12 protein-coding genes are annotated in these 13,450 nt (G+C 70.8%); 9 read left to right on the top strand and 3 right to left on the bottom strand.

What is annotated here, in order from left to right; translation table 11 throughout:
• Positions 1-75: 75 nt before the first annotated feature.
• The 3 genes from OIE74_RS30040 to OIE74_RS30030 all read left to right on the top strand — a co-directional run bounded on the left by OIE74_RS30040 (position 76) and on the right by OIE74_RS30030 (position 2,837).
• Entirely contained in the window at positions 76-1,011 is a 936-nt protein-coding gene (locus OIE74_RS30040) for an ABC transporter ATP-binding protein (protein WP_329389145.1), read from the top strand.
• A complete protein-coding gene (locus tag OIE74_RS30035; RefSeq protein WP_329389143.1) occupies positions 1,008-1,793 on the top strand; it encodes an ABC transporter permease in 786 nt (261 codons plus the stop codon). The genes OIE74_RS30040 and OIE74_RS30035 overlap by 4 nt, the downstream gene beginning before the upstream one ends.
• Positions 1,794-1,859: 66 nt before the next feature.
• Complete coding sequence (locus tag OIE74_RS30030) at positions 1,860-2,837, top strand: COX15/CtaA family protein (protein ID WP_329389141.1); 978 nt, start codon at positions 1,860-1,862, stop codon at positions 2,835-2,837.
• 49 nt (positions 2,838-2,886) lie between these two features.
• On the opposite strand, the gene OIE74_RS30025 is transcribed toward OIE74_RS30030, so the two are convergent.
• The 3 genes from OIE74_RS30025 to OIE74_RS30015 all read right to left on the bottom strand — a co-directional run bounded on the left by OIE74_RS30025 (position 2,887) and on the right by OIE74_RS30015 (position 5,461).
• Entirely contained in the window at positions 2,887-4,002 is a 1,116-nt protein-coding gene (locus OIE74_RS30025; protein WP_329389139.1) for an amidohydrolase family protein, read from the bottom strand.
• Positions 4,003-4,109: 107 nt separating this feature from the next.
• Positions 4,110-4,484 carry a hypothetical protein gene (locus OIE74_RS30020; protein ID WP_329389137.1) on the bottom strand — a complete coding sequence of 125 codons (375 nt, stop codon included), beginning with the start codon at positions 4,482-4,484 and terminating at the stop codon, positions 4,110-4,112.
• Between the two features lie 29 nt (positions 4,485-4,513).
• Positions 4,514-5,461, bottom strand: coding sequence for a heme o synthase (locus OIE74_RS30015; protein ID WP_329389136.1), 948 nt, complete (start codon positions 5,459-5,461; stop codon positions 4,514-4,516).
• A 336-nt stretch (positions 5,462-5,797) separates the two neighbouring features.
• Here OIE74_RS30015 and tkt point away from each other — a divergent pair, with 336 nt between their 5' ends.
• The 6 genes from tkt to OIE74_RS29985 all read left to right on the top strand — a co-directional run bounded on the left by tkt (position 5,798) and on the right by OIE74_RS29985 (position 13,447).
• A complete protein-coding gene (tkt, locus tag OIE74_RS30010) occupies positions 5,798-7,876 on the top strand; it encodes a transketolase (RefSeq protein ID WP_329389134.1) in 2,079 nt (692 codons plus the stop codon).
• A gap of 35 nt (positions 7,877-7,911) precedes the next feature.
• On the top strand, positions 7,912-9,030 hold the full coding sequence (gene tal / locus OIE74_RS30005; RefSeq protein ID WP_329389132.1) for a transaldolase: 1,119 nt from the start codon (positions 7,912-7,914) through the stop codon (positions 9,028-9,030).
• Between the two features lie 4 nt (positions 9,031-9,034).
• Complete coding sequence (zwf, locus tag OIE74_RS30000) at positions 9,035-10,567, top strand: glucose-6-phosphate dehydrogenase (protein ID WP_329389130.1); 1,533 nt, start codon at positions 9,035-9,037, stop codon at positions 10,565-10,567.
• Positions 10,564-11,604, top strand: coding sequence for a glucose-6-phosphate dehydrogenase assembly protein OpcA (gene opcA, locus OIE74_RS29995; protein WP_329389128.1), 1,041 nt, complete (start codon positions 10,564-10,566; stop codon positions 11,602-11,604). Before zwf ends, opcA begins: the two co-directional genes overlap by 4 nt.
• Complete coding sequence (gene pgl, locus OIE74_RS29990; protein WP_329389126.1) at positions 11,601-12,383, top strand: 6-phosphogluconolactonase; 783 nt, start codon at positions 11,601-11,603, stop codon at positions 12,381-12,383. Before opcA ends, pgl begins: the two co-directional genes overlap by 4 nt.
• A gap of 197 nt (positions 12,384-12,580) precedes the next feature.
• Positions 12,581-13,447: a DUF4132 domain-containing protein gene (locus OIE74_RS29985; protein WP_329389124.1), complete on the top strand. Its 867-nt coding sequence runs from the start codon at positions 12,581-12,583 to the stop codon at positions 13,445-13,447.
• Positions 13,448-13,450: the final 3 nt, after the last annotated feature.

Raw genomic sequence — 13,450 nt, 5'->3', positions numbered from 1 at the left:
CCTGCGTCACTTAGGGTGACCTAAGAATTCAGGGGCGGCCCCGGGGCCTCCTGGACCGCTGCCTAGACTCACGGCATGCGCAGCGACATCGGAGATCCGGTGGTCCAGGTCCGGGGCCTGGTCAAGCGGTACGGGGCCAGGACCGCGGTGAACGGCCTGGATCTCAGCGTCCGGGCGGGCACGGTGTCCGCGGTCCTCGGCCCCAACGGAGCCGGCAAGACCACCACGATCGAAACCTGCGAGGGCTATCGCAGACCGGACGAGGGAACGGTACGCGTCCTCGGCCTCGATCCCCTGACGGACGCGGCCCGGCTGCGCCCGCGCGTAGGCGTGATGCTTCAGTCCGGGGGCGTGTACTCCGGCGCCCGCGCGGAAGAGATGCTCCGCCATATGGCCGCCCTGCACGCGAACCCGCTGGACGTCACTGAGCTGATCGAGCGTCTCGGGCTCGGCGGCTGCGGCCGTACGGCCTACCGGCGGCTCTCCGGGGGCCAGCAGCAGCGGCTCTCGCTCGCCTTGGCGGTCGTCGGCCGCCCCGAGCTGGTGTTCCTGGACGAGCCGACCGCGGGGCTCGACCCGCAGGCCCGCCGCTCCACCTGGGAGCTGGTGCGCGAGCTGCGCGCCGACGGGGTGACCACGGTGCTGACCACGCACTTCATGGACGAGGCCGAGGAACTGGCCGACGACGTCGCCATCGTCGACGCCGGGCAGGTCGTGGCGCACGGCACTGTCGATGAGCTGTGCCGGGGCGGCGCCGAGAACACCCTGCGCTTCACCGGCCGCCCCGGGCTCGACCTCGGCTCGCTGCTCAAGGCGCTGCCCGACGGGTCGGCCGCAGCCGAACTGGTGCCGGGCGCCTACCGGATCGGCGGCACGATCGATCCGCAACTGCTCGCGACGGTGACGACCTGGTGCGCGCAGCACGGGGTGATGCCGGACAAGATCTCCGTCGAGCGGCACACGCTGGAGGACGTCTTCCTCGAACTGACCGGCAAGGAGCTGCGTCCATGAGCACGGGTACGGACACGGGCGCCGGCAGGTACTCCCCCGCGCCGGGCGCGGCGCCGCTGCCGCGGATGATCGCCGCGCAGACGGTCTTCGAGACGAAGATGCTGCTGCGCAACGGCGAGCAGTTGCTGCTGACAGTGATCATCCCGAGTCTGCTGCTGGTGCTGTTCTCGACGGTCGACATCATCGACACGGGCCCGGGCACGTCGGTCGACTTCCTCGCTCCCGGTGTCCTCGCGCTGGCCGTGATGTCGACGGCTTTCACCGGGCAGGCCATCGCGACGGGCTTCGAACGGCGTTACGGGGTACTGAAACGGCTTGGTGCCTCACCCCTGCCGCGCTGGGCCCTGATGACAGCCAAGACGCTCTCCGTCCTGGTCACCGAGGTCCTTCAGATCGTGCTGCTGACGGTCATCGCGTTCGCGCTCGGCTGGTCGCCGGGGGGCAACCCGCTCGCCGTACTGCTGCTGCTCGTCCTCGGTACGGCCGCCTTCTCCGGGCTCGGGCTGCTGATGGCGGGCACGCTCAAGGCGGAGGCGACGCTGGCCGCGGCGAATCTCGTGTTCGTGCTGCTGCTGGTGGGCGGCGGCGTGATCGTGCCGCTGGAGAAGTTCCCGGACGTGGCGCGGACCCTGCTCGGTCTGCTGCCGATCTCAGCCCTCTCCGTGGGGCTGCGTGATGTGCTCCAGCACGGTGCGGGGATGCCCTGGGACGACCTCGGGGTGCTGGCCGTGTGGGCGGTGCTCGGGCTCGGGGCGGCGGCCCGTCTCTTCCGCTGGGAGTAGCTTTCCGGACGCGCGCGCTGACGCGCGGGGACCCCTCGTGACTGCGTTCACAAGGGCCCGCCTACGATGGTGGCCGTGTGGAACCCCCTCGACTACATCGCCCAGCGCTGGACTCCGTCCCCCCGTACGCTCCGGCGAGCCGCCCTCTCCGCCGTCGTGATGACCGTCGTCATCATCGTCACCGGCGGCGCCGTCCGGCTCACGGGCTCCGGGCTCGGCTGCGACACCTGGCCCAAGTGCACGGACGACAGCCTGTTCGCGACGTCCGAGCAGGGTCTGCACGGCGCGATCGAGTTCGGCAACCGCATGCTGACGTACGTCCTGTCGGCGGCCGTCGGCTGGGCGATCGTCGCGGCCCGGTCGGTCAAGCCCCCGCGGCGCGGACTGTCCCGGCTCGCCTGGAGCATGTTCTGGGTCGTGGTGCTGAACGCCGTGATGGGCGGCATCACGGTCCACATGGAGCTCAACCCCTGGACCGTGGCGGTGCACTTCCTGCTCGCCAACGCCCTGCTCACCGTCACCGTGATCGTCTGGCAGCGCACCCGCGAGGGCGACGCGACGTCCCGGCCGCGGGTGCCGCGTCCGGTACGGAAGCTGGGCTGGGCTCTGGTCGTCGCGACGGGCCTGCTGATCGCCGCCGGTACGACGGTGACCGGCTCCGGCAAGCACGCGGGCGACAGCAGCGAGGTGCCCCGGATGCCGTTCGACTGGGTCGACGCGGCGCATGTGCACGCGGCGGCGGCCTGGGTGGTCTGCGCGCTGGCGATCGCGATGTGGCTGGTGCTGCGCGTCGTGGACGCCCCTGCCGACACCCGCGCGCGGGCGCGTGACCTGCTGATCGTGCTGCTCGCGCAGGGCGGTGTGGGCTACGTCCAGTACTTCACCGACGTGCCCGAGATCCTGGTCGGCGTCCATATGCTGGGCTCCGCGCTGACCTGGATCGCGGTCCTGCGGCTCGCGTTGAGCCTGCGTGAGCGGCCCGTGACCGAACCGGAGATCCCGGCGCAGGCGGATCCGGCCGACCCGGCACTGTCCACGGCCTGATCCGAAAGACCTCGCCGCCCCCGCCCGCCCTCGCGGGGCCTGACGGCCGTCAAGTCTCGTCGAGGCCGTAGATCCGGCGGGCGTTGCCCGAGGCGATCATCTCCGCGACGCGCTGCGCGTCGGCGAGCGCCCACGAACCGTCCGCCGCCCAGCCGCCGAGCACCCGCGCCACCGCCTGCCGGAAGACCCTCGCGCCCACCACGTGCAGTTCGGGCAGCCCGCGCGCGCCGCTGGAGTAGAGCAGCTTCCCGAACGGCGCCAGCTCCAGCACCTCGGCCAGTACGTCCGCCGCGCGGGCCCCGGTGTGCGCGAGGGCCGGGCCGAGATCCACGTACACATGAGGGAAGGCCGCGGCGAGACGGGCGGCCTGCCGGTGGTACGGCAGGCCGTGCAGCAGCACCACGTCGGTGCCGAGCCCGGCCGTGGCCGCCGCGAAGCCCGCGATCCGCGCCGGACCGCCGTCCGGGCAGTTGCCCCTGCACCCCTCGCCGCCGCCCGCGTGCAGTTGGAGCGGCAGCCCGGTGGCGACGGCGGTCCACAGCAGATGCCGCAGCAGTACGGGGTCGGTGAGCCGGCCGCCCACGCGCCGACTCGCCAGCCAGCGTCCGGCGGCGGCACGTACCTCCGCGGGGCCGGGCGGCTCGGCCGCCGACGCGGACCCGTGGCGCAGGGCGGCCACGGACACGAAGGCGACTGCGGTGCCGGCCGCCGTGTGCACGGCGTGGGCGAGGTTGGCGAGCAGCGAGCCGACGGTGCCCGAGGTGTCGGCGACCTGCTGGGCGAGCAGTTCGAGCCGGACGATCTCGCGTGCCTCGGCGGCGCCGGCGGCCGCGATCTCCCCGGGGGCGGTCAGATCGCCGGGCAGCCCGGTGTCGACCAGATACGTGGTGACGCCGGTGCCCCGCAACAGCCGCCGCCCTGCCTCCAGTACGCCGAGCTCCCGGCGCCGGGCGAGATAGCCGGCGGGCGAGGTGTGGGGCTCAAGGCCGAGGAGCGGCGGGCACCAGCGCCGTACGGCGAAACCGGTCTGGGTGTCGAAGAAGGTGGTCCCCGGCGCGGGCGGCCCCGCGGTCCTGCCGAGCTGGGCCTCGAAGGTGCCGAGGCCCAGCTCCGTACGGAGCACACCGTGGCAGTTCTGGTCCACCAGAGTCATTGTCTCGATCATGGCGCTTCCCGTCCTGGACCGAATCCCTACAGTCCTAACGGGCCGGCGGCGCTCGGGGTGTTGCCCGACCCACCGATCGAAACCGGACACGCCTTGGCCAGGAAGCCCTACGCGTTGGACGGGCCGCCGAGTTGGATGCCTGCCATGCGGGTCCACTCGTACGGGCCCGTGCGGACCTTCGCGGCGAACTCGCCGTCGAAGGACTCGTGCACGGTGATCCCCGACTTCTCGACGGCCTTCAGCGCCACCTCGTGCGAGGGTGCGACCAGATCGCCCCAGTCGCCGTCCCGCGCCACGAGCACGATGCGGGTGCCCGCCTGGCCCAGATACGCGAGCTGTCCCTCCGCGGCGCCGCCGTGCCGGCGCGCGAACGCGCCGATCTGCTTGGCCAGTCGGGCCGCGCGCCGCTCGTCCCGCGCGGCCTGCCGGCTCGCGCGCGCCGCCCCGTCACCGGTCTGCTCGTCAACCTCGGTCTCTGCCATGGGCGACATGCTACCGACGGGTAGTCGTGTCAGCGGAGGAAGGGGTCCACCGCGACGGCCACGAAGAGCAGCGACACATAGGTGATCGACCAGTGGAACAGCCGCATTTCCTTCAGCTTGGCGCCCGTCTCACCGGACTTGGCCCGCGACTGGAGCCCGTGCGCCTCCCAGAGCCACCAGCCGCCGGCCACCAGGGCCACCGACGTGTAGAACCAGCCGGTGTAGCCCAGCGGCGTCAGCAGCAGCGACACGACCACCATCACCCAGCTGTAGAGCACGATCTGGCGGGCGACCACGCGGTTCGACGCGACGACGGGGAGCATGGGCACGCCCACGCGCGCGTAGTCCTCGCGCACCTTCATCGACAGCGGCCAGTAGTGCGGCGGCGTCCAGAAGAACATCACCAGGAAGAGGATGACGGCGGCCCAGGACAGCGAGTTCGTGACGGCCGACCAGCCGATGAAGACGGGCATACAGCCGGCGATGCCGCCCCAGACGATGTTCTGGGACGTACGCCGCTTGAGGATCATCGTGTAGACGACGACGTAGAAGAGGAGCGCGCCGAGTGCGAGCGCCGCCGACAGCCAGTTGACCAGCAGACCGAACCAGAGCGTCGAGATCACGGCCAGGGAGAGCCCGAAGACCAGGCTCTCGCGGGGCGACACCATGCCGGTCACCAGCGGGCGCTGCGACGTGCGGTCCATCATCGCGTCGATGTCGCGGTCGATGTACATGTTCAGTGCGTTGGCACCGCCGGCGGAGAGGTAGCCGCCGACGCAGGTGACGACCATCAGCCAGAAGTCCGGCGCACCCTGCTCGGCCAGGAACATCACCGGCACGGTGGTGATGAGCAGCAGCTCGATGATCCGTGGTTTGGTCAGCGCCACGAACGCTTTGACGCGGGCCCCGAACGGCCGATGGCCCCCCGGGCTCGGAGTCAGGACGACCCCTGCGGGTCGGGACTCGACGGCCGTCACGCACACCCCAGACAGAGAAATCCCAGCAAGTTTCGGGCGTGAAGGCCCGGTAAAGACTTGCGCGTACCACGCCACTCTAGACGTTGCCCATATGCCGTTCTTATCGGGGGTGGGCTCGTGTTGACGCCTGCTGGGAGCGCCGCGCGCGGGGTCGGGCCCCGTCCGTCGGCCGCCCCCAGGGGGCGCACCCGACACCGTCCCGGCACCCCGGTGGTGCCTCCTCTTCACAGAAGTGGACGGGCATGGTCGCGAAGCGCCACAAGGGTAGGCTCGGCACCGAACCGGTGCGCCCTCAGACACCGGGATTCGACATGTGGAGAGGAGCCCTGACTCAGGGTGAGCACCAAGCCGACCACCACAGATCTCGAAGAGTGGACCGACCTGGACCGCAAGGCGGTCGATACCGTCCGCGTCCTGGCCATGGACGCCGTACAGAAGGTCGGCAACGGCCATCCCGGTACGGCGATGAGCCTGGCCCCAGCCGCCTATGTGCTCTTCCAGAAGCTGATGCGGCACGACCCGGCCGACGCGCAGTGGACCGGACGCGACCGGTTCGTACTCTCCGCGGGCCACTCGTCGCTGACTCTCTACATCCAGCTGTATCTCGCGGGCTACGGCCTGGAGCTGGACGACCTGAAGGCGTTCCGCACCTGGGGGTCGAAGACCCCGGGCCACCCGGAGCACGGCCACACGGTCGGCGTCGAGACCACGACCGGGCCGCTCGGCCAGGGTGTCGCCAACGGCGTGGGCATGGCCATGGCCGCCCGCTACGAGCGCGGCCTCTACGACCCCGACGCGGCCCCGGGCACCTCGCCCTTCGACCACACCATCTGGGTCGTCGCGGGTGACGGCTGCCTTCAGGAGGGTGTCTCCGGCGAGGCGTCGTCGCTGGCCGGCCACCAGAAGCTCGGCAACCTCGTCCTGCTCTGGGACGACAACCACATCTCCATCGAGGGTGACACCGAGACGGCCGTCTCCGAGGACACCCTGAAGCGGTACGAGGCGTACGGCTGGCACGTCCAGCGCGTCGAGCAGCTGCCGAGCGGCGACCTCGACCCGGCGGGTCTGGCGCGTGCGCTGAAGGCGGCGCGGGCCGAGACCGAGCGCCCCTCGTTCATCGCCGCGCGCTCGATCATCGCCTGGCCCGCCCCGAACGCGCAGAACACCGAGGCCGCGCACGGCTCGGCGCTGGGCGACGAGGAGGTCGCCGCCACCAAGCGGGTGCTGGGCTTCGACCCCGGGCAGACCTTCGAGGTGGCCGACGAGGTCCTGGCGCACACGCGTCAGGCGCTCGACCGGGGCCGCGAGACGCGCGCCGAGTGGGAGAAGACGTTCGCCGCGTGGCGTACGGCCAACCCCGAGCGTGCCGCGACGTTCGACCGGATCCGCGCGGGCGAGCTGCCCGACGGCTGGGAGAAGAAGCTGCCGGTCTTCGAGTCCGGCAAGGGCGTCGCCACCCGCGCCGCGTCCGGCAAGGTCCTCCAGGCGCTCGGCGCCGTCATTCCCGAGCTGTGGGGCGGTTCGGCCGACCTCGCGGGCTCCAACAACACCACGATCGACAAGACGTCGTCGTTCCTCCCGGCGGGCAACCCGCTGCCGGAGGCCGACCCTTACGGCCGCACGGTGCACTACGGCATCCGTGAGCACGCCATGGGTTCGACGATGAACGGCATCGCACTGCACGGCAACACCCGTATCTACGGCGGCACTTTCCTGGTGTTCTCCGACTACATGCGCCCGGCCGTGCGGCTCGCGGCGCTGATGCAGGTGCCCGTCACGTATGTGTGGACGCATGACTCGATCGGTCTCGGCGAGGACGGCCCCACCCACCAGCCCGTCGAGCATCTGGCGGTCCTGCGGGCCATCCCCGGTCTCAACATCGTGCGTCCCGCGGACGCCAACGAGACGGCGATCGCCTGGCGCGAGATCCTCAAGCGGCACGCCAAGGGCGCGCCGCACGGACTGGCGCTGACGCGTCAGGGTGTGCCGACGTACGAGGCCAACGAGGGCGCGGCCAAGGGTGGTTACGTGCTGTTCGAGGCCGAGGGCGGCGAGCCCCAGGTCGTACTCATCGGTACCGGCTCCGAGGTCCAGCTGGCGGTCGAGGCACGCGAGCGGCTTCAGGCGGAGGGCATCGCGACCCGTGTGGTGTCGATGCCGTCGGTCGAGTGGTTCGAGGAGCAGGATCAGGCGTACCGGGACAGCGTCCTGCCGCCGTCCGTGAAGGCGCGGGTGGCGGTCGAGGCCGGAATCGGGCTCACCTGGCACCGATTTGTGGGCGACGCCGGCCATGTGGTCTCGCTGGAGCACTTCGGTGCGTCGGCCGACGGCAAGGTCCTCTTCCGGGAGTTCGGATTCACCGCGGACGCGGTCGCGTCCGCCGCCCGGGAATCTCTGGCAGCCGTGACGCGCTGACGTTGGTATACGACTAAGTAGGAGATGCAACTCTTATGACAGACGCACTCAAGCGCCTCTCCGACGAAGGCGTCGCGATCTGGCTCGACGACCTGTCGCGCAAGCGCATCACATCAGGCAACCTCGCCGAACTGATGGACCAGCAGCATGTCGTGGGTGTCACGACCAATCCCTCGATCTTCCAGAAGGCCATCTCCCAGGGAGACGGTTACGAGGCTCAGGTCACCGACCTCGCGACGCGCGGGGTGACCGTCGAGGAAGCCGTCCGCATGATCACGACGGCGGACGTCCGTGACGCCGCCGACATCCTGCGCCCGGTCTTCGACGAGACGCAGGGCCAGGACGGCCGCGTCTCCATCGAGGTCGACCCCCGGCTGGCGCACAACACGGCGGCGACGGTGGCCGAGGCCAGGCAGCTGGCCTGGCTGGTGGACCGCCCGAACACCTTCATCAAGATCCCCGCCACCCGCGCGGGGCTCCCGGCGATCACCGAGACGATTGCCCGGGGCATCAGTGTCAATGTGACGCTGATCTTCTCCCTCGCGCGCTACCGCGAGGTCATGGACGCGTACCTGTCGGGTCTGGAGAAGGCGAACGCCGCGGGCCTCGACCTCTCGAAGATCTACTCGGTGGCGTCCTTCTTCGTGTCCCGCGTGGACACCGAGATCGACAAGCGGCTCGGCGCGCTGGGCACGGACGAGGCCAAGGCAGCGCGCGGCAAGGCCGCCGTGGCCAACGCCCGGCTGGCCTACGAGGCGTACGAAGACGTCTTCGGCACCGACCGCTGGGCGACGCTGGACCGCCTCCAGGCCAACAAGCAGCGTCCGCTGTGGGCCTCGACGGGCGTCAAGGACCCCGCGTACCGGGACACGATGTACGTGGACGACCTGGTCGCCCCGCACACCGTGAACACCATGCCGGAGGCCACGCTGGACGCGGTCGCCGAGCACGGAGCGGTCACCGGTGACACCGTGAGGGGTACGTACGACCAGGCGCGTGCCGATCTCGAAGCCATCGAGAAGCTGGGCATCTCGTACGACGATGTCGTCCAGGTGCTGGAGGACGAGGGCGTCGAGAAGTTCGAGAAGGCCTGGACCGACCTGCTCAAGTCGACCGAGGCGGAGCTCAAGCGCCTCGCCCCTTCGGAGGACTGAACCCTTGACCGCAACCCACGGAGCGAATCCGCTTCGTGACGCCGCGGACCGACGGCTCCCGCGTATCGCGGGGCCGTCGGGCCTGGTCATCTTTGGCGTCACGGGCGATTTGTCCCGTAAAAAGTTGATGCCGGCCGTCTATGACCTTGCCAACCGGGGCCTGCTGCCGCCGGGATTCTCGCTGGTCGGGTACGCCCGTCGCGAATGGCAGGACGAGGATTTCGCGCAGGAGGTCCACGACGCCGTCAAGGCGCACGCCCGTACGCCCTTCCGGGAGGAGGTCTGGCAGCAGCTCATCCAGGGGATGCGCTTCGTCCAGGGCGACTTCGACGACGACCAGGCCTTCGAGAACCTGAAGTCCACCATCGAGGACCTCGACAAGGTGCAGGGCACGGGCGGCAACTTCGCCTTCTACCTCTCCGTACCGCCGAAGTTCTTCCCCAAGGTCGTCAAGCAGCTCAAGAAGCACGGGCTGGCCGACCAGAAGCAGGGCTCCTGGCGGCGCGCCGTCATCGAGAAGCCGTTCGGCCACGACCTGACCTCCGCGCAGGAGCTCAACAAGGTCGTGCACGAGGTCTTCCCGTCCAACGAGGTCTTCCGGATCGACCACTACCTGGGCAAGGAGACCGTTCAGAACATCCTCGCCCTGCGCTTCGCGAACACTCTCTTCGAGCCCGTCTGGAACCGGTCGTACGTCGACCATGTCCAGATCACGATGGCCGAGGACATCGGCATCGGCGGCCGGGCCGGTTACTACGACGGCATCGGCGCCGCGCGTGACGTCATCCAGAACCACCTCCTGCAGCTCCTCGCGCTCACCGCGATGGAGGAGCCCGCCTCCTTCGACGCGGACGCGCTGGCCGCCGAGAAGACCAAGGTGCTCGGCGCCGTACGGCTGCCGCACGATCTCGGCAAGGACACGGTGTTCGGGCAGTACGCCGCGGGCTGGCAGGGCGGCGAGAAGGCCGTCGGCTATCTCCAGGAAGACGGCATCGACCCCAAGTCGACCACCGACACCTACGCCGCGGTGAAGGTGGAGATCGACAACCGCCGCTGGGCGGGCGTCCCGTTCTACCTCCGTACGGGCAAGCGCCTGGGCCGCCGTGTCACCGAGATCGCGGTCGTGTTCCAGCGGGCCCCGCACTCCCCCTTCGACCACACGGCCACCGAGGAGCTGGGGCACAACGCCCTGGTCATCCGGGTGCAGCCGGACGAGGGCGTGACCATGCGCTTCGGTTCGAAGGTGCCGGGCACGGCGATGGAGGTGCGGGACGTCTCGATGGACTTCGCCTACGGCGAGTCCTTCACGGAGTCCAGCCCCGAGGCGTACGAGCGGCTGCTGCTCGACGTGCTGCTCGGCGACTCGAACCTCTTCCCGCGCACGGAGGAGGTCGAGCTGTCCTGGAAGATCCTCGACCCGATCGAGCGGCACTGGGAGAAGCACGGCAAGCCCGCGCAGTACGAGTCCGGGACCTGGGGTCCGGTCGAGGCGGACGAAATGCTCGCACGACACGGACGGAGCTGGCGTCGGCCATGAAGATCGACCTTACGGACACCACGTCCAGCAAGATCAACAAGGCGCTGGTCGACGGACGCCGGGCGATCGGCACCCCGGCCGTCGGGATGGTCCTCACCCTGGTCCTCGTCACGGACGAGGAGAACGCCTACGACGCGCTCAAGGCCGCCAACGAGGCGTCCCGCGAGCACCCGTCGCGCAAGCTGGTCGTCGTCAAGCGGGTCTCCCGCTCGGCGCGCGACCGGTCCAAGGCGCGCCTCGACGCCGAGGTGCGGCTGGGCGTGGAGGCCGGCACGGGCGAGACGGTCGTACTGCGGCTGTACGGCGAGATCATCGACCACGCCCAGTCGGTCGTGCTGCCGCTGCTGCTCCCCGACGCCCCGGTCGTGGTCTGGTGGGCGGCGAACGCGCCCGACAACCCCAGCAAGGACCCGCTGGGCACGCTCGCCCAGCGACGGGTGACGGACACCTACGCCGCCGAGAACCCGATCGAGGAGCTCAAGGCCCGCGCCGCCGTCTACACCCCCGGCGACACGGATCTGGCGTGGAGCCGGATCACCCCGTGGCGCTCGATGCTGGCCGCCGCGCTGGACCAGGTCGACTGCAAGGTCACCGCGGTCCATGTGGAGGGCGAGGAGATGAACGCGAGCTGCGAGCTGCTCGGGATGTGGCTCGCCGACAGGCTGCACGTCGCGGTCACGCGCTCGGTCTCGCCGGGCCCCGGCCTCACGGCCGTCCGGATGGAGACCGACTGCGGGCCGATCGAGCTGCGCAGGTCGGACGGCTCGCTGGCGACGCTGGCGATCGAGGGGCAGCCCGACCGGGCGGTGGCGCTCAACCGGCGGGAGACCTCGGAGCTGATCGCCGAGGAGCTGCGCAGGCTGGACCCGGACGACACGTACGCGGCGACGCTGCGGTTCGGCGTGGAACGGGTGGAGCCGGTGAAGAACGGCGCGCACGGCTCGGGTGCGGGGTCCGGGTCGGGCTCCGGCTCGGGCTCCGGTCACGCGGCGGAGAAGGCGGCGCCGCAGGCCGACAAGAAGGCGACGTCGAAGTGAGCGTTCCGCAGCTCGTCGTCCACCGGGACAAGCAGCTGATGGCGTGTGCCGCGGCGGCCCGGCTGATCACGAAGATCGTGGACGCCCAGGCCTCGCGCGGTTCCGCGTCGATCGTCCTGACCGGCGGGCGCAACGGCAACGGTCTGCTGGCCGCACTGTCCGAGGCGCCCGCCCGGGACGCGGTCGACTGGACCCGGCTCGACCTCTGGTGGGGCGACGAACGCTTCCTCCCGGAGGGCGACCCGGAACGCAACATCACCCAGGCGCGGGCCGCACTGCTGGACTCGGTACCGCTGGACCCCTCACGGGTGCACGCGATGCCGGCATCCGACGGCCCGTACGGCTCCGACATCGAGGCGGCGGCAGCCGCGTACGAGACGGAACTGGCCGCCGCCGCACGGCCGGAGGACCATGCCCGGGTCCCGTCCTTCGACGTGCTGATGCTCGGCGTGGGCCCGGACACGCACGTGGCCTCGCTCTTCCCCGAGCTGCCGGGCGTCCGGGAGACCGAGCGCACGGTGGTCGCGGTGCGCGGCGCCCCGAAGCCGCCGCCGCTCCGGATCTCCCTGACCCTGCCCGCGATCCGGGCGGCGCACGAGGTGTGGCTGCTGGCGGCGGGCGAGGACAAGGCGGAGGCGGCGGAGATCGCCCTCTCCGGCGCGGGCGAGATCCAGGCGCCGGCGGCGGGGGCGTACGGCCGCGCGCGGACGCTCTGGCTCCTGGACGAGCCGGCGGCGTCGAAGCTGCCGCGCGCGCTGTATCCGCAGGCGTCCGCCTGATGCCGCGGGTGTCCGCCTGATGTCACGGGCGTCCGCCTGACTGAACGTCATCTCATCGGCCCGACGGCCCGGTTCGCCTCCCCGGCGGCCGGGCCGTCGCTGTCAGTGGGTCCCGGTAGCGTTCTTCTCCTACCGCAGTGCGGGGTCCATTCCCCTGCGGGATTCATCGTGCGTGAACGGGGAGAGGTGCGTGTTCCATGGGCTGGTTGCCGGCGGGCGAGGGGTATGAAGTCGCCCTGGTGGAAGGCCGGGTGACGGCGCGGTCCACAGCGGGGCGGGCCGCGGGGCGGCAGTTGAAGACCCTGCCCAAGGCCGTGCGGACGCACCCGGAGGTGGACAGGCTGCGCGCGCTCGCCGAGTGGCTGGACCGGCACGCGACCGATTGTGTCGCGCGGGTGGACAGCTGGATGGTGTCGTCCCTGCCCGTTCCCACCGGGCTGCTGGCCCGGGTGTGGCCCGACGAGGCGTGGCAGGCGGGGCTGCGGGACCTGGTGGTGATGGGCGGGAGCCCGGACGAGGTGGGGTTCCTCCGGGACGCCACCGACTCGGGTGAGCTGCGGGTGGTCGATCCGGACGGCGAGACGATACGGCTGTCACCGGCGACGGTGACTCTGCCGCATCCCGTGCTGCTGCCCGAGCTGGACGATCTGCGGGAATTCGCCGCCGAGTTGGGCCTGACACAGGGGGTGGAGCAGATCCACCGGGCCACTTGGCACAAGCCGGCCGACCTCGCCGAGAAGGCGACCTCGGTCTCGGATTTCGCGGGCGCGGGCTACGACTCACGGTTCGGGCTCGCGGCGCGGGCCACGACGCTCGGTTACCGGGTGACGGGCGGCTATGCCACCTGTCAGATACGGGAGGCCGGGACGGTCACCGAGGCGTCGGTGTGGATCGGGGAGCCGTACTGGTACGGGGATTCGGAGACCGGTGACCTGTCCTGGAGCCGCCAGGACGGGCGCACGCTGCCGCTGCGGCAGGTCGGACCGGTGGCCTGGTCCGAGGGGATGCGCATGGCCGCCGCCCTGCACGCCGGGCGCACGGTCAAGGAGGGCAAGGACGCGTGAGTG

The sequence above is a fragment of the Streptomyces sp. NBC_01716 genome (assembly GCF_036248275.1).
In the GTDB taxonomy this organism is placed as follows: domain Bacteria; phylum Actinomycetota; class Actinomycetes; order Streptomycetales; family Streptomycetaceae; genus Streptomyces.
Note: the sequence above shows the minus strand (reverse complement) of the source record. Positions and strands in the feature narration are given on the sequence as shown.

Bases quoted from the DNA above. Each gene is read 5' to 3' on its own strand.
- OIE74_RS29985 (WP_329389124.1), top strand. From the start codon at position 12,581: ATGGGCTGGTTGCCGGCGGGCGAGGGGTATGAAGTCGCCCTGGTGGAA.
- OIE74_RS30030 (WP_329389141.1), top strand. From the start codon at position 1,860: ATGGTGGCCGTGTGGAACCCCCTCGACTACATCGCCCAGCGCTGGACT.
- OIE74_RS30020 (WP_329389137.1), bottom strand. From the start codon at position 4,484: ATGGCAGAGACCGAGGTTGACGAGCAGACCGGTGACGGGGCGGCGCGC.
- tal (WP_329389132.1), top strand. From the start codon at position 7,912: ATGACAGACGCACTCAAGCGCCTCTCCGACGAAGGCGTCGCGATCTGG.
- opcA (WP_329389128.1), top strand. From the start codon at position 10,564: ATGAAGATCGACCTTACGGACACCACGTCCAGCAAGATCAACAAGGCG.
- OIE74_RS30035 (WP_329389143.1), top strand. From the start codon at position 1,008: ATGAGCACGGGTACGGACACGGGCGCCGGCAGGTACTCCCCCGCGCCG.
- OIE74_RS30040 (WP_329389145.1), top strand. From the start codon at position 76: ATGCGCAGCGACATCGGAGATCCGGTGGTCCAGGTCCGGGGCCTGGTC.
- OIE74_RS30025 (WP_329389139.1), bottom strand. From the start codon at position 4,002: ATGATCGAGACAATGACTCTGGTGGACCAGAACTGCCACGGTGTGCTC.